Raw genomic sequence first — 17777 nt, 5'->3', positions numbered from 1 at the left:
CGCTCGTCTGGGATGGTCTGATGCGGGGGCTCGTAATCGGCCTCGCGGGCATCGGGTTGTCGATGACGTACAGTATTCTAAACTTCGCTAACTTCTCCCACGGCGACTACATCACGGCCGGGGCGTTCTCGGGGTGGGCGACGACGTACCTCATCGCCGGGTTGGGACGCGCCGATATCGGCGCGCTCCTGCTCGTCGGGGCCGGGGGGTCGGTCTACGGCGGGACGCTCGGCATCGGGATGCTCTCGACGCCGCTCGCGGTCGTCGCCGGCATCGTCGTCTCCGGCGGCTTCGCCATCGCGCTGTCGCTCGCGGTCGACCGCGCCATCTTCAAACCGATTCGAAACGAGGACGGCATCACGCTCCTCATCACGAGCGTCGGCGTCGCGTTCGCGCTCCGCTACCTGATGCAGTTCGTCTTCGGCTCTGACGTGCGCGGCACGACCGCCCAACCGCCCTCGGTATCGCTGTACTTCGTCGACGGCACGGTCTTCATCAACGCCCACGACATCACGCTCCTCGTGGTCGCCTCGGCGCTGATGCTCGGGGTTCACGTCCTCTTACAGCGGACGAAACTCGGGAAGGCGATGCGCGCGATGGCCGACAACAAGGACCTCGCGCTCATCACCGGCATCTCGACCGAGCGCGTCGTCCGCGCGACGTGGATTATCGGCGGCGGACTGACTGGCGTCGCCGGGTATATGTTCATTCTCTGGAAGGGGACCCTCGGGTTCAACGACGGGTGGCTGCTGTTGCTTCTCATCTTCGCCGCGGTCATCCTCGGCGGCATCGGCTCCATCTACGGGGCCATCGCCGGCGGCCTCGTCATCGGGCTGACGGCGTCGATGTCGGTCCTGTGGATTCCCTCGGCGTTCTCGCGGGCCGCCGCCTTCGTCGTCATGATCGTCATTCTCCTCGTGAAACCGTCCGGGCTGTTCAGCGGGAGGGCGACCGCATGAGCGTCCGCGACGACTTCACCGACCGCATTCCGGGCGGCGACGCGGGTCTCATCGTACTGGTCCTCCTCGGGACGTACCTCGCGTACGTCCTCGCGGGGCTCGTCCTCGGGTACACGCTCCGCGGACAGCTCAACTCCATCGCGACGCTGACGTTCTACATCGGCGTCTTCGCCATGCTGTCGCTCGCGCTCAACCTCCATTGGGGGTACACCGGGCTGTTCAACATCGGCATCGTCGGCTTCATGGCCGTCGGCGTCTACGTCACGGCAATCGTGACGAAGCCGACGTACGTCGCCGGCGGCGCGGCGCAGGTCGGCGGCCTCGGCCTGCCGCTTTGGGTCGGCATCCTCGCCGGGATGCTCGCGGCCGCGCTCTTGGGGCTCGTGGTCGCGCTCCCGGCGCTCCGGTTGCGGGCCGACTACTTGGCCATCGTCACCATCGCCATGTCGGAAATCGTCCGGTTCAGCTTCCTCTCGGGCGAACTCCAGCAGTTCCAGCTGTTCGGCAACCGCGTCGGCTTCGGCGGCGGTTCGGGGCTCATCCTCGACTTCGCCCCGCCGCTGGAGGCGCTGCTTCGCGGCGTCGGCCTCTGGGACGCGTATCTCGGCTTCGTCGACGCCTCCCAAGTGCTGGTGCCGACGAACCCCAAACCCGTCGTCGACGGTCTCGTCTACGGGCTGTTGCTGCTCGGGTTCGTCGGGGCGTTCTACTGGCTGCTCAAGCGCACCGGCGAGTCGCCGTTCGGTCGCGTGCTGAAGGCCATCCGCGAGGACGAGGACGTGGCCAACGCCCTCGGCAAGAACACCGACCGGTTCAAAATCAAGTCGTTCATGCTCGGCTGCGCGCTCATGGGGCTCGCGGGCATCCTCTGGCTCGTCCCGCAGGGCGCGGTGACGCCGAACTTCTTCCGGCCGCGCGTGACGTTCTTCGTCTGGATTGCGCTCATCATCGGCGGGGCCGGCTCGAACACGGGGAGCGTCCTCGGCGGGGCCGTCTTCGCCGCGGTGCTCTACCAGGGGCCGCGGTACTTCCAGAACCTCGTGACGGCGGTGTTCCCCAACTTCGACTCGCCGTCCGGCTTCGGACAGGCCATCTCGCCGCTCATCTCGCAGTTCGACCCCGTGCCGTTCCTCCTGTACACGGTCGACAGCATCCGGCAGCTCCAGTTAGTCGTGATGGGCCTCGTGCTCATCTGGCTGATGCACAACCGGCCGGAGGGGATGCTCGGCTACCGCAAGGAGACGGCGTCGGTCATCCCGCTGTCGCGGCCGCAGTCGATGGCCGCGGACGGCGGCGACGACGACTCGGTCCGCACCGACGGCGGCGTCGACGCCGCGGCTCAGGGAGGTGAGACCGATGAGTGACGCCGCCGACCAGCCCGTCGAAGACGTGGCGAACAAGGTCGACGAGGGCGCGCTCGGCGCGTTCGCCTCCGGCGTCGATACGTCGGTCGATTACCCGCTGCAAATCGAGGGACTGGAGAAGTCCTTCGGCGGCATCACCGCCGTGGACGGTGCGACCTTCGAGGTCGAATCGGGGACGCTCACGGGGCTCATCGGTCCGAACGGGGCCGGCAAGTCGACGACGTTCAACCTCATCACGGGCATGCTCAAGCCCGACGCCGGCACGGTCACGTTCAACGGCGAGGACATCACCGGCGAGGAACCCCACCAAATCGCCAACCGCGGGATGGTCCGGACGTTCCAAATCGCCCGCGAACTGAGCGAGATGACCGTCCTCGAGAACATGATGCTCGCGCCGAAACACCAGCGCGGCGAGGCGCTGTGGCGCTCGGTCATGCCGGGCGTCCGCGACGACGTCCGCGAACAGGAAGAAGAACTGCTCGAACGCGTCTGGGAGGTGCTCGACTTCTTCGACATCGCCCACATCGCGGAGGAGTACGCGGGCAACCTCTCCGGCGGCCAGCGCAAACTGCTCGAGATGGCGCGGGCGCTCCTGACCGACCCCGATATGCTGCTTTTGGACGAGCCGTTCGCCGGGGTCAACCCGACGCTGGAGAAGAAGCTGCTCGAACACGTCCACGAACTCCGCGAGCAGGGCTACACGTTCCTGCTCGTCGAACACGACATGGACCTCATCATGGACAACTGTGAACACGTCATCGTCCTCCACCAGGGCTCGGTGCTCACGGAGGGGACGCCCGACGAGATTCGGAGCAACGAAGCGGTCATCGAGGCCTACCTCGGAGGCAACGTATGAGCGTCGACGCCAACACCGACGCGACGAGCGGCGCGGGCGTCGAGGGCCGCGACGACGTGCTCTTGCGCGTCCGCGACCTCGACGCCGGCTACGGCGACCTCCAGATTCTCACCGACGTCGACATGGACGTGTTCGACGGCGAGTACGTCACCATCGTCGGGCCGAACGGGGCCGGCAAATCGACGACGATGAAGTCCGTCTTCGGCCTGACCGCCCACATGGGCGGCACCGTCCGGTTCAAAGACGAGGACATCACCGGCCGCCGACCCGAAGACATCATCCACGTCGGCATCGGTTACGTCCCGCAGAACGACAACATCTTCCCGACGCTGACGGTCGAAGAGAACCTCGAGATGGGCGCGTACATCCTCGACGAGGTGCCGCAGGACGCCATGGAGGCGGTCTACGAGCGGTTCCCCATCCTCAGAGAGCGGAAAGACCAGAAGGCCGGCACCATGTCCGGCGGCCAACAGCAGATGCTCGCGATGGGCCGCGCGCTCATGCTCGACCCCGACCTCCTGCTCTTAGACGAGCCCTCGGCGGGCCTCGCGCCCGACCTCGTCGAGGAGATGTTCGACAAAATCGACGAAATCAACGAGGCCGGCACGGCCGTCCTGATGGTCGAACAGAACGCGAAGGAGGCGCTCCGACGCTGTGACCGCGGCTACGTCCTCGCCAACGGACAGAACCGCTACATGGACACCGGCACGGCGCTCCTCGACGACGAACAGGTCCGGCAGGACTTCCTCGGCGGCTAGTCCGTCTCGGCGGGCCACGCTCTTTTTCGGCGCTCATTCGCAGACGTACTGGAACGACTCGACTGAGAGACCGGAATCCCCACCGTCACCGTTGCCGCCTTCGTCGCCGGCGTCGCCGCCACCGTCACCGCCTGAACTCCCGCTGAGCGTCACCGTCGTGTTCGTGTTCCAGCAGTAGCACGCCGCGTAGGCGACTGTTTCGGACGCCGTGGCCGTTTCGATAGTGAGTTCGTACACGTCGCCGATAGGGACCCCGAATCCGACGGTCGACTCGCCGGGCGGGACAGTCCGGGTCGTCTCCGAGACGACCGCGTCACCAGAGCTAGTCCCACCCACGTCGTCACTGTCGGCGTCCGCACCGTCGGGCCGAACGAGCGTCAGCGTCAGGTCGCGCTTCGCCTCGCTCTCGTTTTCGACGTGAACCGAGGCCGTCTTGGGCCAGCCGGAGCCGACCCGGAGCGAGCCATCTGCCGCGACGAGCACCGCGAGGGCTGGCCACCCCCATTTCTCCGGGATGTCCCATACGTGGGTCGCGGTGCGGCCGTCTTCGGTCTCCACGACGACCTCGTAGGTCCCGTGGGACGCCACGAGCGGCGGCGTCGAAACCTCGCGGTCGGTCGCCGCGTCGAAAGTGCGTTCGAAAACGCGGCTCCCGTCGTGGTCGATGGCGACGGTGAGCCGAGCGTCGGCGTCGCTCCGGTTCCGAATCGTCGCCCCCGGCGGCGCGAAGATGTCCGTCGCGCCCGGAACGGTGTACGGGAGGTCGGCGTCGTCGAGTACCGGCGTCACGCGCTGCCGCGCTTCGAGGTCGGCGTCAGACGTGACGACGAGTTCGAGGCGGCGCGCCTCGTTCGTGACCGTCCACTCGTAGTCGAGCGTCGCCCCCGTTTCGAGTTCCGCGACGACGCGGTAGCTGCCGTCGCCGACGAGGTCGTTCGCGACGTTCCGGCCGTAGCCGGGCCCGGCCCCGACATCGAGCGACCCGTCGAAGTGTGTCTCGTCGCCGTCGGTCACTCGGACCGACAGCGTGTGCGGTTCGTCGTCCTCGTTGACGACTGAGAGGCCGACGCCGGGGTCCGGCTTCGGTCCCGACGTGTTCGTCTCAGTCGTCGAATCGGCCGTCGAGTCGGTGGTTGTCGTGGTCGTCTGTGGGTTCGTTGGGGTCTCGACTGACTCGTTCGAGTCGGTGAGACAGCCGGCTGCGAGCCCGAGTGCCGAACAGGCGACCGTCGAGAGGAGGGCGCGGCGCTTCATCGACGCATAGCTGTCAGCGGTCGTATGAGTGTCTTGTGTCGGCCGAGTCGTGCGCGACAGCCGAGCGCGGCCGCTCGCGTCGGCGGCGACGAAGAAAAAACCGGGTCTGTCGAGTCGGTCTTAGCTATCCGGGCCGGAGAGCGCCGTCTCGATGACGGAGGAGTACGACGACTCGCCGATGTTGAACGCGACCTGGTTGTACACCTCGCCGTCGAACGAGTCGCTGAACACGCTCGCGAAGCGCTCCGAGAGCTGCTGGCCGTAGTCGTTGTTGACGTACAGCGTCGAGACCGAACTGGCTTCGAGGCGCTCGGCCATGACCTGCGCCATGACGCGGCCCTGCAGGAAGTCCGAGGGCGCGGTCCGGAAGATGAAGTCGTTGTCTTCGAGGTTCGAGACGGACAGCGCCGTCGAGGACGGCGAGCAGCCGACGATTTCGTTCGGGATGAACGCCTGCTGCGAGACGGGGACGTTCACGCCGGACGACGCGGACCCACAGACGGACGGAACGCCCGCGGAGACGAGCGACTGCGCGGCGGAGACACCGGCGTCCGGGGACGTTTGGGTGTCTTCGATTTGCGCGTTGACGGAGAGTCCGGCCGGGTTGGCGTCGTTGACCTGCATGACCGGAATCTGACCGGCCTGAATCATCGGCGCACCGACGGCCGCGAGGTCGCCGGTCTCGGGCAGGAGGATACCGATCGACATCTCGCGGTCGGAACCCCCGGGGCCGCTGTCGGCCGCCGGTCCGGAGCCGTCAGGACTGTCGCCTTCGAAGCTCTGGACGTCCTCTTGGCTCGTCGCGTTGTTGTCGGCGTCGAACGTCCAGATGGCGTACGCGGCTTCCGCCGGGTCGCCGTTCTCGTCGAAGTTGACGGACGACGACGCGCCCTGGTAGTCGATGTCTTCGCCGTTCGCGGCGGCCTCGACGCCCTCGACGAGGTTGTCGGGGCCGACGGTCATCCCGCCGGGGTTCGCCATCCGCCGCATCTGGTCTTTGATGGCCGGCCCGGAGTTTTCCCCCGCGGCGGCGTTCGCGAGAAGCTGAATCGCGACCGAGTCGTACGTCTGCGACGTGAAGACGCCCGGCGCAGCGTCGTACTCGTCTTCGAACAGCTGATTGAACGTGTCTTGGTTCGGGCCGCCCGCTGCGGGTGCCGTCCCGGTCACGTTCGCCATGTCGTTGCCGACCTGCCCGGGCATCGACCCGGAGCGCATCCCGTCGGGAACGAGTATCTCCTCGCTCCCGTCGGACGCACTGTAATAGTCGCGGAACAACTGAATACCGCTTTCGGGGTAGCCGATGACGACGAGTCCCTCGGGGCCGCCGCCACCGCCACCGCCGCCACCGATACATCCGGATAAGCCAGTCAAGCCTGCCGCGCCCGCGGCTCCCACTCCCTTGAGGAAGTCGCGGCGTACGATATCACGTACCATGTGAAAGCCAATGGCAACTCCTACTTATAAAACTTACCCCCTGAGTTTGAAAAGCCATGATAATTGCGACCGACGGCGGCGCGAGAATCGGTTGTGTGAAACTGCCTGTCAATGTGTTTTATATACTCGTCAGTCGAAGCCGGCGAACCGCTGCGTTCAAACCCGGTCGCGGGCGTCTTTGGGACAATGACCATCCCGTCGTTCGTCATCGGTATCGCCGGGGGCAGCGGTGCCGGAAAGACGACCGTGGCTCGACTCATCACGGAGAACGTCGGTGAGTCCGTGACCCGGATTCCGATTGACAACTACTACAAAGACCAGAGTCACCTCGATATGGCCGAACGCGAGCAGTTGAACTACGACCATCCCTCCGCGTTCGAGTGGGACCTGCTGTACGAACAGCTCTCGGAGCTCATGGAGGGGCGGGCGGTCGAGATGCCGCAGTACGACTTCGAGATTCACAACCGAAAGCCCGACCGTGAGACCGTCGAGCCGACCGACGTCATCATTCTCGAAGGGATTCTCGCGCTCTACGACGAGGACGTAAACGAGATGCTCGACCTTCGGCTCTACGTCGAGACCGACGCCGACGTTCGCATCCTCCGGCGCATCCAGCGCGACGCCATCGACCGCGGGCGCGACCTCCAAGGCGTCATCGACCAGTACCTCTCGACGGTCAAGCCGATGCACGAGCAGTTCATCGAACCGACGAAGAAACACGCCGACCTCATCATCCCCGAAGGGGCAAACAGCGTCGCCGTCACGCTGCTCGAAGAGAAGGTTCAGGCCGAAGTCGAGGGCGACGAGACGCGAACCTGGGAGCGCGACGCCATCGAGCGGGAGGTCCAAGAGCGGACCTCGTCCCGCGGGTCCGGAAACTAACTCGCCGTCGCGGGCCGAAAACAACCTCGAAACTTACGCCTTCTTACCGGTGACGAACTGCGCTGCGCCCTCGTAGAACCAGAAGTCGTTTTCGCGCATCGCCTTGCCGACGGCCTTGTGCAGTTCGACGAAGTCGTCGAACTCCTCGCCTTCGACGTGTTCGAAGATGTCCGAGAGCGAGACGACGCGCTCGGAGTCGAGTCGGATGGGGTGGTCGCCGTACTCCTCGACGAACGCCGCTTTGTTCAGCGGGAAGTCCTCGTCTTCGTCGACCTTCTTCGCGATGACCGCCTGGCCGTACTTGCGTCCGCCTTCGCTCCCCTCTTCGCCGTCCGGGTCGTGTGGCCAATCCATACCCGAGTGTTGGCAGGCCGATTCAAAGCCGTTACGCATCTGTTGATATCTGTCATGCGGAACGCCGCGTGGAATTGGTGTTTGCTACCGATGAACAAGAAATATACGCGTGGCACGTCATCGTTCTTGGAGTCATGCGAGCGACCGAGCGCCCGACGTTCGAATCCGAGGCGAGCAAGGTTATCTACGAGTACGTCGAGCGGCACGGCACCGCCAAGCGAAACGTCCTCCTCGACGTCGCGCCCGTGCCGTCCGACGAGTTCCGAACCGAACTCGACCGGCTGAAGTCCCGCGGCTACCTCGAAGAAGACGGCGGCACGCTCCAGTTGGCGCTCGACGTAGGCACCATCGAGGAACACGACACCGACGCCGGCATCGTCACTATCCGGCCCGGCCGTCAGCGCGACTTCGAGGGCCTCATCGACGCGATTCGAGACGTGACCTCCGAGGAGACGTACGTCGTCGCCGAAACAATCGCCGAACAACTCCTCTACGACGAGGCGGTCACGCGCCACAACCGCGTCGAGTCCCGCGTGTTCTTCGTCGCGACGCTCGGCGAGGAGGTCGTCGGCTGGACGCACCTCGACCTCCCGCAGGTGTCGCGCATCCGCGAGACCGCCCAGCAGACCGTCGGCGTCAAGGAGGACTACCGCGGGGCGGGCATCGGCAGTCTCCTGTTGCGCCGCGGCCTCGACTGGGCCGAAGCCAACGGCTTCCGGAAAGTGTACAACAGCGTCCCGATGACGAACGACCGCGCGCTGGAGTTCCTCGGCGACCACGACTGGGAGACCGAGGCGATTCGCAGAGACCACTACACCATCGGCGACGAACACGTCGACGAGGTGATGATGGCGTATCGGTTCTGAACTAGTCGGGGACTGTGGTCGCTTTTTCGGGGTCGTTGGTGTGGTTTGGAGCGGATGCGGTGGGACTGGGAGGTGAACAACGCCGAGACGGTCCCTCGCTCCGCTCGGGCTGCGACTCGTCTCGTTCAAATCCAAGTTGACCGAACCGACGCTCACGCCGGCGAGCACACGCTATGCGGTGCTCGCCGAGTTGTTCGCGTCAGAATGCGGTGGGACTGGGATTTGAACCCAGGATTCCGTGAGGAAACCTGCTTTCAAGGCAGGCGCGTTAGGCCACTCCGCCATCCCACCTTCACACGGGGATTTTGAGTCGGATACCTAAGAGTTGTCGCTTCGCTCAGTCGCGGACGAGTTCCAACACGCCGGCGGTCGGTTCGACCCGAAGCCCCTTCTCGAAGACGAACGTCGTCGTGTGCTCGGGGACGAGCCGCTCGGATTCGACCCGCGAGCGGAGCATCGGCACGACCGTGGCGAGGTCCGCGCCCGTTTCGAGGACCGGAAGCATCGGGACGTAGTCGAGGCCGTGACCCGCGTCGTCGGCGCGGCGAGCGAGCGTCTCGACTTCCGGCTCCGCGTAGGCGTCGGTGAAGTCGATGGGGTCGAGGAAGCCCGAGAAGTAGACGCGGCCCTCCGTCGAGGGGCCGAGGACGACCGGCGTGCTCCGGAGCTTCATCGCCGCGCTGTCGAGGTGCGTGCGGCCGAGCAGCGGCGCGATGGGTCGAACGACTGCCGCCGAGTGGACCTCCTCCTCGTTGAGCAGATGCGAGACGGTGTTACCCGCGCGGGCGGAGAACGTCGAGCCGACCTGCGGTTCGAACCGCGCGTCGTCGGTGCCGCCGAGGGCGTCGGCGACGACGCTCCGAATCTCGGCTACCGAGTCGTGGTCCCCGGCGAACTCGTCGGGGAGGTCGTCCTCGGCGCGGTAGTTGACGAGGAGGTCGCCGCCCGACCGCTCGACGGCGATACAGACGTCTTTGAGCATCGCGGCGTAGAGGTCCGCGGCTTCGGACTCCGAGAGCGGACTCGTCTCCGCGAGTTCCGAAAGCACCAGTCCCGGCCGCGGCGGTTCGGCGAGTACGGCGATGACCGTCATACCCTCCCCTCGCGCCGGGGAACCCTTGAACCCGCCGCTTGCGGGACGCGGCCCTGGACGCGACAAATCCCGTCCGCCCGACTCAGCGACTCTGCCGTCCCTTCGTCTGCCGGTAGTCCCGGCCGAACACGGACTCGCGGACGTGTTCGACGAACGCTTCGGCGTCTGCGTCGGTCAGGCGCTCCGGCTCCTTCATCGGGACGAGTTCGAAGCCGCGGCCGCGGATGGTCGTCGCGTGCTCCGCGTCGACGTCGAAGCTGTCGGCCGCGCGCGTGGTGTAGTCGAACGCGAGCGCCTCCAGCGCGGCCTGTCCGACGGGGACGATGATGTGCGGGTTTATCATCCGAATCTCCGCGTTCAGGTAGGGCTCGCAGGTCGCAACCTCGTCGTCGGTCGGCCCGCGGTCGGGGTGGCGACAGCGCGTGAGATACGTGAAAAAGACGTTCTGTACGTCCGGCTCGTCGGCGTCCGGATCGGACCGGACGAAGCCGAGGTCGCCGAGGATGCGCTGGACGCGCCGGCCGGCCTCGTCGCCGGTGAAGGGGACGCCGGTCCGCTCGGCGGCCGCCGTCGGAGCCTCGCCGACGAACAGGAACTCCGCGCCCACGTCGCCGTAGCCGTGGACGACCTGCTCGCGCGTCTCGCAGAGCGCCGAGCAGTTCGTGCAGTCGGTGTCCATCGAGAAGGGGTTCCGGAACTGGCGTTGGTGTGCGTCCACACCCTCGAATTCGGCTCCGGGACCAAAACCCGCCCGGTCCGCGCAGCTAGTCCATCACTCTCGACCCCGCCCCTGCACCGCCCGTCCACCTCTCGCTGACGGGCTTCGGCCGAGCCGGCGGTGGTGCGCGGTGAAAGTAAACGTGGGACGAGCAGGCGGACTCGTGGGTGAAGACGGCACTGTCGCTCGAATCGCGGAATCGAGAAAAGCGGAAGTGAAGCGACTGGCGTCGGTCGCGGGCCGGTTGCGAGGCGGGAGAGAGGCGAGGTGGGGAGTCAGTTCAGCGGTCGATGCCGCCCTGCGCCTTGATGTCCATGATGTGGCGGACGTTCAGGTAAATCTCCTCGGGCGAGGTGTCGCCGTCGGGGTCGTAGAGGTCGCTGACGCGGTAGAGGATGGCCGACACCTGCCGGCTCTCGGAGGACTCGCCGTAGATGTCGTCGGCGATTTCGCGGAGGAACGCGACGCGCTCGGGGTCCGCGGGGAAGTCGGCGTTCGAGTCCGGAGCCATCTCCCAGTCGACCTCCTCGGTATCGCCGTCGGTGTCCGCCCCGGCGTCCGCGCCGGCGTCAGCATCGGTGTCCACGTCCGCGTCAGCGTCGGGTCGCCCGTCGTCGCTCATCGCTCGCTGACGCTCCGCCGCTGGACGACACCGACCATGTCGGCGATGTTCTCGGTCATCACGCGGAACGCGTCGGCCGTCTCGTCGTCGTCTTCGAGGACGATGGGCTTGCCGCCGTCGCCGCCCTCGCGGACGGCCGGGTCGAGCGGGAGCGCCCCGAGGAACGGCAGGTCGTTCGAGGCGGCGAACTCGCGGCCGCCGCCCGCGCCGAAGATGTCGTGGCGGTTGCCGCAGTCGGGACACCGGAACGTGCTCATGTTCTCGACGATGCCGAGGACGTTCGTGTCGTGCTTGCCGAACATCCGGAGGCCCTTGTTGGCGTCGTCGAGGGCGACGTTCTGCGGGGTCGTGACGATGACCGCGCCCGTGAGCGGGAGCGTCTGGAGGATTGATAGCTGGGTGTCGCCCGTGCCCGGCGGCAGGTCGAGCACGAGGTAGTCGAGACTGCCCCACTCCACGTCCTCGACGAGCTGGGTGAGCAGCTGGTGGACCATCGGGCCGCGCCAGATGACCGGGTCGTCGTCGCCGACGAGGAACGCCATCGACATGAGCTTCATCCCGTACTTCTCGGGCGGGACGATGGTCTGGTCTTGGGTCGCCTGCGGCGCTTCCTCGGCGGCGACCATCCGCGGGACGTTCGGCCCGTAGATGTCGGCGTCGAACAGGCCGACGCGCGCGCCGAGCTTCGAGAGCCCCGCCGCGAGGTTCACGGCGACCGTCGATTTTCCGACGCCGCCCTTCCCGGAGGCGACGGCGATGATGTTCTTCACGCCGGGGAGCACCTCCTCGTCGGGGTCGCGGTCGGTCGGCACTTTGGCGGTGAGGTCGACCTCCAGCCCGTCCTCGGCGAGCACCTCGCGGATTCGGCGGCCGATATCCGTCTCCGCCGGGGAGTACGGCGCACCGAGCGCGAGCGAGATACGGACGGTGTCGCCGTCCACCTCGACGGCGTTCACCAGTCCGAGCGAGACGATGTCGTCTCCGAGGTCGGGGTCCTCGACCGCACGCAAGCGGTCGCGTACGTCGGCTTCGTCCATGTCCGTCACTCCGGCGGTGCGGCCGATAAGGGTTTTGTAAGGTCTCGTCGCGCGGTGACGGTCGCAGGCGACGACCCGACCGACACCGGCTTCGAGACGCCGACAGCGTAACTGATTCCAGTTACCACGACACGGTCATCGACAGCGAATTTATCAACGTACGCTCCCAGGATTCGGTATATGGTGCTGGTGGACGACTTCGGCCGCGAGGTAACCGGCGTTCGAATCTCTCTGACCGACCGGTGCAACTTCGACTGCGTCTACTGCCACAACGAGGGGCTGGGCGACACCCGCGGGCCGATGGACGCCTCGGACGAGGAGATGAGCGCCGACGACGTGGTCAGATTTCTCGAAGTCGTCGAGGAGTACGGCGTCGAGAAGGTGAAGTTCACCGGCGGCGAGCCGATGCTCCGCGCGGACCTCGAAGAGATAATCCGGCGGACGCCGGACTCGATGGAGACGTCGCTCACCACCAACGGGACGTTCCTCGGTGACCGCGCCGAGGACCTCGTCGCGGCCGGCCTCGACCGCGTGAACGTCTCGCAGGACGCCCTCGACCCCGAGGCGTTCGCTCAAATCACGAAGTCCGGCGCGTACGACAAGGTGATGGAGGGCGTCAAGGCCGCCGTCGACGCCGGCCTCACGCCCGTGAAGCTCAACATGGTGGTGTTCACGAAGACCGCGGGCCACGTCGAGGAGATGGTCGAGTACGTCGCAGAAAACCCGGGGTTACAGCTCCAACTCATCCAGTATATGCCCGAACTGACGGGCAAGCCGGAGTGGAACATCGACATCGAGCGCGTCCACCGGTGGCTGACCGACCTCGCCGACGAGGTGGAGGTCCGCGATATGCACCACCGCCGCCGCTACTACGTCGGCGAGGGCATGGTCGAAATCGTCGACCCCGTCGAGAACCCCGAGTTCTGCGCCAACTGCCATCGCGTGCGCGTGACGCACGAAGGATACCTGAAGGGCTGTCTCAACCGCAACGACGACCTGCGCCCGATGGGCGAGATGACCCGCGAGGACATCCGCGAGACGTTCGAAGCGGTCGTCGAAAACCGCGTGCCGTACTACGGCGAGTACCTCGTCCGCGACGGCGACGACGGCTGGACGATAAACGAGGAGTACATCGGGGCCTGAGCACGCCCCCTCCGACGCGCGAGTTTTTCCCCTCCGGGGACCTCTCGGGGCGCATGACCGTCACCGGTCGAGCGAGTGGTTCTCGCGACGGACGGAAGCGCCTCCGCGGCGACCGCCGCGACCCACGCGCTGTTTCTCGCCCGCGTCCTCGACGCGTCGCTCCACGCCGTCTCCGCGACCGGCACGCCACAGTCCTCCGCGGCCGAGACGACCGAAACCGAAACCGCCGGAGCGTCCGCCAGCGCCGCCTTCGAAGCGGAGGAAGCCGTCGGCGCGGTCACGCGCCGGGCGCTCCTCGCGGGCGTTCGTCTGACTTCGGAAGTCGTCGGCGGACCGGTCGCGACAGCGGTCGAACGCGTCGTCGGTGACGGCGACCTCCTCGTTCTCGGCCGCCACGGCCGCTCGGGTCCCGGTCGGTTCCTCGTCGGGTCGGTCGCGGAGCGCGTCCTCGACGCGCCGCCGGTTCCGATGCTCGTCGTCCCACCGAGCGCGGGCGACGGCGAGACTTCCGGGCCGCGCGGGTGACGATGAAACGCCGAATCCGTTTGTAGTTCTGTTCAATTTATACGTGCTCGCCACGAACCGTCGCGTATTGCTCGGGCGTCCGGGCGGCCGCAACGGACCGCCCGAACCCCTACAACCCGAACCGTCGCATCCGTTTACCGCTCCCCGGCCGCTGTATCGCACGCGAACTGGCTCCGGCTTCCGACCCCGACCGCGACTCCACCGACGCGTTACGAACGGAACTCTCATGAGCGAATCCCAATCGAGTCCACGTATGTCCGCACTCACGAAACTCCGCCCCTGGCTCGCCGCGATACTCGGCCTCGTCATTACGGGCCTCGGGCATCTGTATCTGCGACGCTGGCGGCGGGCCGCGTTCTGGGTGCTTCTCACGTTCGCGGTGTCCGCGCTGTTCGTTCCGGCGGAGGCGTTCGACCCGCTGACCGGCGGTGCGGTCATCCCGCCGTCGGAGTTCGCCGCGGTGCTCAGGGAACTGGTTCCCATCCTCGTGGTGAGTTTCGCGAGCGTCCTCGACGCCTTCTTCCTCGGCTTGCGGCAGGCCGCGGCGCGGGCGGACCGCCCCGCCGTCGAAGATGCCGAGGAGTCGGCGGCCACCGTCACCGACCCCGTCGCCGACCCCGACGCGGACACCGTTACGTGCCCCGAATGCGGCCGCGAGGTCGACGCCGACATCGACTTCTGTCACTGGTGTACGACCCCTCTCGACGACCCGGCCGACCGCTGAGATGCCACCGCGGGGTCGAAGAGTGCCCCCATCCGCACCCCCGACGGAGTCCACGCCGAACTGGCGCGACCCGACCTTACCGCTCTTTCTCGACGAAGTCGACGACCGCCTGCGCCCCCTGGAAGCCGTCGGCGAGGCGGTCGACGAGTTCGCCGTCTTCGAACAGGAGGAGCGTCGGGACGCTCCGAATCGTGTACCGCTCTGCGACCGACATATCCGTCTGCGGGTTCAGCATCGCGACGACCACGTCGGTTGCTTTCGAGACGTTGCCGAGGACGGGTTCGATGCTCTGACACAGCGTACAGCCCTTCGTGTAGATGTCGAGGAGGACGCGGTCGTGTTCGGCCACGAGGGCGTCGAGTTCCTCGACGGTGTCGATCCGAACGGGCTTCGTCGGCGCGGTCGCGGGCTCTGTCGAACTCATTGCCGGAAATACGTAACCTGAGTTCTTATGATTTTGGAGCGGTGGTGTACCATACCACGATTCGGCGGCGAGCGGCGGTGAATCGGGCTGTCACGCGAGGTTCCTTTCGTGATGTTTAAGTAATGCCCCCGTCTCGTAACGGATGCAATCGATGTAGGGGAATGTCGTCCCCGAGTCCGGAAGGGCGAAACTAACACGACCGAAGTGTTGCGGTAGCCAAGCCTGGCCCAAGGCGCTGGGTTGCTAACTCAGTGGCGTCAAGCCCCCGGGGTTCGAATCCCCGCCGCAACGCTCACAACACGACTTCCAAAGTCATGAGTGCAGAAGAACCACAGGACGGCTCTCCGGAGGAGGAAGAGGACCTCCGTTACTTCATCCGAATTGGTCAGACCGACCTTGACGGAACGAAGACGGTAGAGCGCAGTCTGACGGACATGAAGGGTATCGGCAAGCGCACAGCGCGCATCATCGCCGACGCCGCGGAAGTAAACCGAACGGCGCTGTTCGGTAAGCTCCCCGAAGGCGAGATCGACGCCGTTGTCGATGTCGTCGAGAACTTCGAGGACCACGCCCCCGAGTGGATGGCAAACCGACGGAAGGACTTCTTCTCCGGTGACACCGACCACATCACGGGTTCGGACCTCGAAGAGAAGCGGCGGCATGATATCAACCGCATGAAGATGATCAGCTCCTACAAGGGCGTTCGACACCAGCGCGGCCAGAAGGTTCGCGGCCAGCGGACGAAGTCCACTGGACGTACCGAAGGCACCATCGGTGTCAACGTCGAGGAGATCAAGGAGGCGCAGGCTGAAGAATGACGACGGGTAACAACACCAAGTTCTACGAGACTCCGAACCACCCGTTCCAGGGCGAGCGCATCGCGCAGGAATCGGACCTCCTCTCTCGGTACGGTCTCAAGAACAAGGAAGAGCTCTGGCGCGCGCAGTCCGAACTGCGCAACCTCCGCCGCGAGGCGCGACGCCTCCTCGGCGAGGCCCAGGGTGACGTCGAAGAAGCCGAGTCGCTCGGTGCCGAGTTCATGGCGCGAATGCGCCGCTACGGCATCCTCTCTGCGGAGGACGACATCTCCCAGACGCTGCGTCTCGACGTGACCGACATCCTCGAGCGTCGGTTCCAGACGGTCGCTTACCGCAAGGGGCTCGCACAGACGCCCCAGCAGGCCCGTCAGTTCATCGTCCACGGTCACGTGACCGTCGGCGGTGCGCGGACGACCGTCCCCTCCCGCAAGGTCGAGGTCGACGAAGAGGACACCGTGGCGTTCGACGAAACGTCGAAGCTCGCGGACGAACTGCACCCTGAGCGCGCGGAGGCCCAAGAATGAGCGAATCCGAAACCGGTGACAAGTGGGGCATCGCCCACGTTCACGCATCGTTCAACAACACGCTCATCACGGTGACTGACATCACGGGCGCCGAGACGATTGTCAAATCGTCCGGTGGTTCCGTCGTCAAGCAGAACCGTGACGAGGCATCTCCGTACGCGGCCATGCAGATGGCAGAGAGCGTCGCCGACCAGATTAAGGCGGCCGGTATCGCCGGTCTGCACGTCCGCGTTCGCGGTCCCGGTGGCAACGGTAACAAGAGCCCCGGACCCGGCGCACAGGCAACGATTCGCGCCCTCGCTCGCGCCGGTCTCGAAATCGGTCGCATCGAGGACGTGACGCCGATTCCGCACGACGGAACTCGCGCGCCGAAAAACAGCCGACTCTAACACACCATGGTAAACGACTTCCAGGTCGAGTTCATCGAACGCGAAGACCGACGCGCCCGTTTCGTCGCGCGCGGTCTGACCCCGGCGCTAGCCAACGGCATTCGCCGGGCGATGGTCGCCGACGTGCCGACGTTCTCCATCGACACCGTTCGGTTCGTGGAGAACACCTCGGTCATGTTCGACGAGATGATCGGGCTTCGTCTCGGTCTGGTTCCGTTGACCACGCCTCTCGACGACTTCGAGCCCGGTGACACCGTCACCGTCGCGCTCGAAGTCGACGGGCCGGCAACCGCCTACTCCGGGGACATCGAATCCGCGGACGACATGGTCGTCCCGGCGGACGAGAACATCCCCATCATCGAGCTGAAGGAGGGCCAACGCCTCGAGTTCGAGGCCGACGCCGTCCTCGGCTACGGAAAGGACCACGCCAAGAACCAAGGCGGGGTCGCCGTCGGCTACCGACACCTCCAGCGCGTGGAGGTTGTCGGCGATGCCGGCGAGTTCGATGAACAGGAGCCGAACATCCTCCGCGGCGTCATCGAAGAGGCCGCGGCGGAGCACGCCGAGGGGGACGCCGAAGACGGCGACCTCGTCGCGACGGAGACGTTCGGCAACGACCTGACGGAGCGGTACCCCGGAAAAGAGGTCGAAGTACACGACGTGCCCGGGGCGTTCGTCTTCAGTGTGGAGACGGACGGTTCGTTCGATGTCGACGAGCTCGTGACGCGCGCCGTCGCCTCCTTGGGTGACCGCGCGGCCGAACTCGAAGAGAAGGTCGCACTGTAAGAATGAACACTGCCCCGTCTCAACACCGGCGTTCGCCCGCCCCACGAGGGGTTACAGCCACCGATAGCGTGGCGTGTGACTCCCTCACGGCTGCGGGTCGGACCGAAGGTGTTTTTACGGGGCATGAAGTACAGCGGAATGCTTGCAGGGATAGCCAAGTCTGGCCAACGGCGCAGCGTTCAGGGCGCTGTCTCATAGGAGTCCGCAGGTTCAAATCCTGCTCCCTGCACTCCGCTTTCTCTCT

Annotated in this window: 21 protein-coding genes and 3 tRNA genes; 15 read left to right on the top strand and 9 right to left on the bottom strand. The window is 66.0% G+C overall.

The features are described 5' to 3' along the window. Nucleotides 1-20: 20 nt before the first annotated feature. Genes C458_RS12585 through C458_RS12570 form a run of 4 tightly spaced genes read left to right on the top strand, consistent with a single transcriptional unit; the run spans nt 21 to nt 3937 of the window. A complete protein-coding gene (locus C458_RS12585; RefSeq protein ID WP_008576180.1) occupies nt 21-959 on the top strand; it encodes a branched-chain amino acid ABC transporter permease in 939 nt (312 codons plus the stop codon). Continuing rightward, on the top strand, nt 956-2323 hold the full coding sequence (locus tag C458_RS12580) for a branched-chain amino acid ABC transporter permease (protein ID WP_008576179.1): 1368 nt from the start codon (nt 956-958) through the stop codon (nt 2321-2323). The genes C458_RS12585 and C458_RS12580 overlap by 4 nt, the downstream gene beginning before the upstream one ends. Next, complete coding sequence (locus C458_RS12575; protein WP_008576178.1) at nt 2316-3179, top strand: ABC transporter ATP-binding protein; 864 nt, start codon at nt 2316-2318, stop codon at nt 3177-3179. Before C458_RS12580 ends, C458_RS12575 begins: the two co-directional genes overlap by 8 nt. Beyond that, nucleotides 3176-3937: an ABC transporter ATP-binding protein gene (locus C458_RS12570; RefSeq protein WP_008576177.1), complete on the top strand. Its 762-nt coding sequence runs from the start codon at nt 3176-3178 to the stop codon at nt 3935-3937. The genes C458_RS12575 and C458_RS12570 overlap by 4 nt, the downstream gene beginning before the upstream one ends. 33 nt (nt 3938-3970) lie before the next feature. On the opposite strand, the gene C458_RS12565 is transcribed toward C458_RS12570, so the two are convergent. Continuing rightward, nucleotides 3971-5191 (bottom strand): hypothetical protein, encoded by a 1221-nt coding sequence (locus C458_RS12565; protein ID WP_008576176.1) that lies wholly within the window; start codon nt 5189-5191, stop codon nt 3971-3973. A 120-nt stretch (nt 5192-5311) separates the two neighbouring features. Continuing rightward, nucleotides 5312-6628, bottom strand: a complete 1317-nt coding sequence (locus C458_RS12560; protein ID WP_049896881.1) for an ABC transporter substrate-binding protein — start codon at nt 6626-6628, stop codon at nt 5312-5314. A gap of 186 nt (nt 6629-6814) precedes the next feature. Between C458_RS12560 and udk the strand changes: the two genes are divergently transcribed. After that, nucleotides 6815-7510 carry a uridine kinase gene (udk, locus tag C458_RS12555; RefSeq protein ID WP_008576174.1) on the top strand — a complete coding sequence of 232 codons (696 nt, stop codon included), beginning with the start codon at nt 6815-6817 and terminating at the stop codon, nt 7508-7510. 33 nt (nt 7511-7543) lie between these two features. On the opposite strand, the gene C458_RS12550 is transcribed toward udk, so the two are convergent. Further along, nucleotides 7544-7864, bottom strand: coding sequence for a DUF5785 family protein (locus C458_RS12550; RefSeq protein WP_004043039.1), 321 nt, complete (start codon nt 7862-7864; stop codon nt 7544-7546). A gap of 134 nt (nt 7865-7998) precedes the next feature. On the opposite strand from C458_RS12550, the gene C458_RS12545 reads away from it, so the two are divergent. Next, nucleotides 7999-8730, top strand: coding sequence for a GNAT family N-acetyltransferase (locus tag C458_RS12545; RefSeq protein WP_004043038.1), 732 nt, complete (start codon nt 7999-8001; stop codon nt 8728-8730). Nucleotides 8731-8937: 207 nt separating this feature from the next. Here C458_RS12545 and C458_RS12540 read toward each other — a convergent pair. From C458_RS12540 to C458_RS12520, 5 genes are all read right to left on the bottom strand, one after another. Next, a tRNA-Ser gene (locus tag C458_RS12540) sits at nt 8938-9021 on the bottom strand. Between the two features lie 46 nt (nt 9022-9067). Beyond that, nucleotides 9068-9823, bottom strand: coding sequence for a hypothetical protein (locus C458_RS12535; protein WP_008576173.1), 756 nt, complete (start codon nt 9821-9823; stop codon nt 9068-9070). Between the two features lie 82 nt (nt 9824-9905). Further along, nucleotides 9906-10541: a uracil-DNA glycosylase family protein gene (locus C458_RS12530; RefSeq protein WP_008576171.1), complete on the bottom strand. Its 636-nt coding sequence runs from the start codon at nt 10539-10541 to the stop codon at nt 9906-9908. Between the two features lie 280 nt (nt 10542-10821). Further along, on the bottom strand, nt 10822-11163 hold the full coding sequence (locus tag C458_RS12525; protein ID WP_008576169.1) for a hypothetical protein: 342 nt from the start codon (nt 11161-11163) through the stop codon (nt 10822-10824). After that, nucleotides 11160-12200 (bottom strand): Mrp/NBP35 family ATP-binding protein, encoded by a 1041-nt coding sequence (locus C458_RS12520; protein WP_008576168.1) that lies wholly within the window; start codon nt 12198-12200, stop codon nt 11160-11162. Before C458_RS12520 ends, C458_RS12525 begins: the two co-directional genes overlap by 4 nt. A 180-nt stretch (nt 12201-12380) precedes the next feature. On the opposite strand from C458_RS12520, the gene moaA reads away from it, so the two are divergent. The 3 genes from moaA (at nt 12381) to C458_RS12505 (ending at nt 14592) form a co-directional block, all read left to right on the top strand. Beyond that, complete coding sequence (gene moaA / locus C458_RS12515; RefSeq protein WP_008576166.1) at nt 12381-13343, top strand: GTP 3',8-cyclase MoaA; 963 nt, start codon at nt 12381-12383, stop codon at nt 13341-13343. A 75-nt stretch (nt 13344-13418) separates the two neighbouring features. Then, the gene (locus tag C458_RS12510; RefSeq protein WP_008576165.1) at nt 13419-13868 is read left to right on the top strand and encodes a universal stress protein; all 450 of its coding nucleotides are present in this window, start codon (nt 13419-13421) and stop codon (nt 13866-13868) included. A 253-nt stretch (nt 13869-14121) separates the two neighbouring features. Next, entirely contained in the window at nt 14122-14592 is a 471-nt protein-coding gene (locus tag C458_RS12505; protein ID WP_008576163.1) for a zinc ribbon domain-containing protein, read from the top strand. Nucleotides 14593-14668: 76 nt separating this feature from the next. Here the strand turns inward: C458_RS12505 and C458_RS12500 are convergent, their stop codons facing one another. After that, a complete protein-coding gene (locus C458_RS12500) occupies nt 14669-15016 on the bottom strand; it encodes a co-chaperone YbbN (protein ID WP_008576160.1) in 348 nt (115 codons plus the stop codon). 206 nt (nt 15017-15222) lie between these two features. On the opposite strand from C458_RS12500, the gene C458_RS12495 reads away from it, so the two are divergent. The 6 genes from C458_RS12495 to C458_RS12470 all read left to right on the top strand — a co-directional run bounded on the left by C458_RS12495 (nt 15223) and on the right by C458_RS12470 (nt 17762). Beyond that, a tRNA-Ser gene (locus C458_RS12495) sits at nt 15223-15307 on the top strand. A 23-nt stretch (nt 15308-15330) separates the two neighbouring features. Next, nucleotides 15331-15834 carry a 30S ribosomal protein S13 gene (locus C458_RS12490; RefSeq protein ID WP_008576158.1) on the top strand — a complete coding sequence of 168 codons (504 nt, stop codon included), beginning with the start codon at nt 15331-15333 and terminating at the stop codon, nt 15832-15834. After that, entirely contained in the window at nt 15831-16358 is a 528-nt protein-coding gene (locus tag C458_RS12485) for a 30S ribosomal protein S4 (RefSeq protein ID WP_008094949.1), read from the top strand. The genes C458_RS12490 and C458_RS12485 overlap by 4 nt, the downstream gene beginning before the upstream one ends. Beyond that, the gene (locus tag C458_RS12480) at nt 16355-16747 is read left to right on the top strand and encodes a 30S ribosomal protein S11 (RefSeq protein ID WP_004043027.1); all 393 of its coding nucleotides are present in this window, start codon (nt 16355-16357) and stop codon (nt 16745-16747) included. The genes C458_RS12485 and C458_RS12480 overlap by 4 nt, the downstream gene beginning before the upstream one ends. A gap of 6 nt (nt 16748-16753) precedes the next feature. Then, on the top strand, nt 16754-17533 hold the full coding sequence (locus C458_RS12475) for a DNA-directed RNA polymerase subunit D (protein ID WP_004061327.1): 780 nt from the start codon (nt 16754-16756) through the stop codon (nt 17531-17533). Nucleotides 17534-17677: 144 nt separating this feature from the next. Beyond that, a tRNA-Leu gene (locus C458_RS12470) sits at nt 17678-17762 on the top strand. Nucleotides 17763-17777 lie beyond the last annotated feature (15 nt).

The organism is Haloferax sp. ATCC BAA-644, from assembly GCF_000336975.1.
GTDB classification, from domain to species: domain Archaea; phylum Halobacteriota; class Halobacteria; order Halobacteriales; family Haloferacaceae; genus Haloferax; species Haloferax volcanii.
The sequence above is the reverse complement of the archived record's forward strand: the minus strand, read 5'-3'. Positions and strand labels throughout refer to the sequence as shown.

What these genes read in the sequence shown, in the direction of transcription:
- C458_RS12520 (WP_008576168.1), bottom strand. Translation starts at nt 12,200, where the DNA reads ATGGACGAAGCCGACGTACGCGACCGCTTGCGTGCGGTCGAGGACCCC.
- C458_RS12560 (WP_049896881.1), bottom strand. Translation starts at nt 6,628, where the DNA reads ATGGTACGTGATATCGTACGCCGCGACTTCCTCAAGGGAGTGGGAGCC.
- C458_RS12550 (WP_004043039.1), bottom strand. Translation starts at nt 7,864, where the DNA reads ATGGATTGGCCACACGACCCGGACGGCGAAGAGGGGAGCGAAGGCGGA.
- C458_RS12500 (WP_008576160.1), bottom strand. Translation starts at nt 15,016, where the DNA reads ATGAGTTCGACAGAGCCCGCGACCGCGCCGACGAAGCCCGTTCGGATC.
- C458_RS12535 (WP_008576173.1), bottom strand. Translation starts at nt 9,823, where the DNA reads ATGACGGTCATCGCCGTACTCGCCGAACCGCCGCGGCCGGGACTGGTG.
- C458_RS12585 (WP_008576180.1), top strand. Translation starts at nt 21, where the DNA reads ATGCGGGGGCTCGTAATCGGCCTCGCGGGCATCGGGTTGTCGATGACG.
- C458_RS12525 (WP_008576169.1), bottom strand. Translation starts at nt 11,163, where the DNA reads ATGAGCGACGACGGGCGACCCGACGCTGACGCGGACGTGGACACCGAT.
- udk (WP_008576174.1), top strand. Translation starts at nt 6,815, where the DNA reads ATGACCATCCCGTCGTTCGTCATCGGTATCGCCGGGGGCAGCGGTGCC.
- C458_RS12545 (WP_004043038.1), top strand. Translation starts at nt 7,999, where the DNA reads ATGCGAGCGACCGAGCGCCCGACGTTCGAATCCGAGGCGAGCAAGGTT.
- C458_RS12490 (WP_008576158.1), top strand. Translation starts at nt 15,331, where the DNA reads ATGAGTGCAGAAGAACCACAGGACGGCTCTCCGGAGGAGGAAGAGGAC.
- C458_RS12475 (WP_004061327.1), top strand. Translation starts at nt 16,754, where the DNA reads ATGGTAAACGACTTCCAGGTCGAGTTCATCGAACGCGAAGACCGACGC.
- moaA (WP_008576166.1), top strand. Translation starts at nt 12,381, where the DNA reads ATGGTGCTGGTGGACGACTTCGGCCGCGAGGTAACCGGCGTTCGAATC.
- C458_RS12575 (WP_008576178.1), top strand. Translation starts at nt 2,316, where the DNA reads ATGAGTGACGCCGCCGACCAGCCCGTCGAAGACGTGGCGAACAAGGTC.
- C458_RS12480 (WP_004043027.1), top strand. Translation starts at nt 16,355, where the DNA reads ATGAGCGAATCCGAAACCGGTGACAAGTGGGGCATCGCCCACGTTCAC.
- C458_RS12580 (WP_008576179.1), top strand. Translation starts at nt 956, where the DNA reads ATGAGCGTCCGCGACGACTTCACCGACCGCATTCCGGGCGGCGACGCG.
- C458_RS12485 (WP_008094949.1), top strand. Translation starts at nt 15,831, where the DNA reads ATGACGACGGGTAACAACACCAAGTTCTACGAGACTCCGAACCACCCG.
- C458_RS12570 (WP_008576177.1), top strand. Translation starts at nt 3,176, where the DNA reads ATGAGCGTCGACGCCAACACCGACGCGACGAGCGGCGCGGGCGTCGAG.
- C458_RS12505 (WP_008576163.1), top strand. Translation starts at nt 14,122, where the DNA reads ATGTCCGCACTCACGAAACTCCGCCCCTGGCTCGCCGCGATACTCGGC.
- C458_RS12565 (WP_008576176.1), bottom strand. Translation starts at nt 5,191, where the DNA reads ATGAAGCGCCGCGCCCTCCTCTCGACGGTCGCCTGTTCGGCACTCGGG.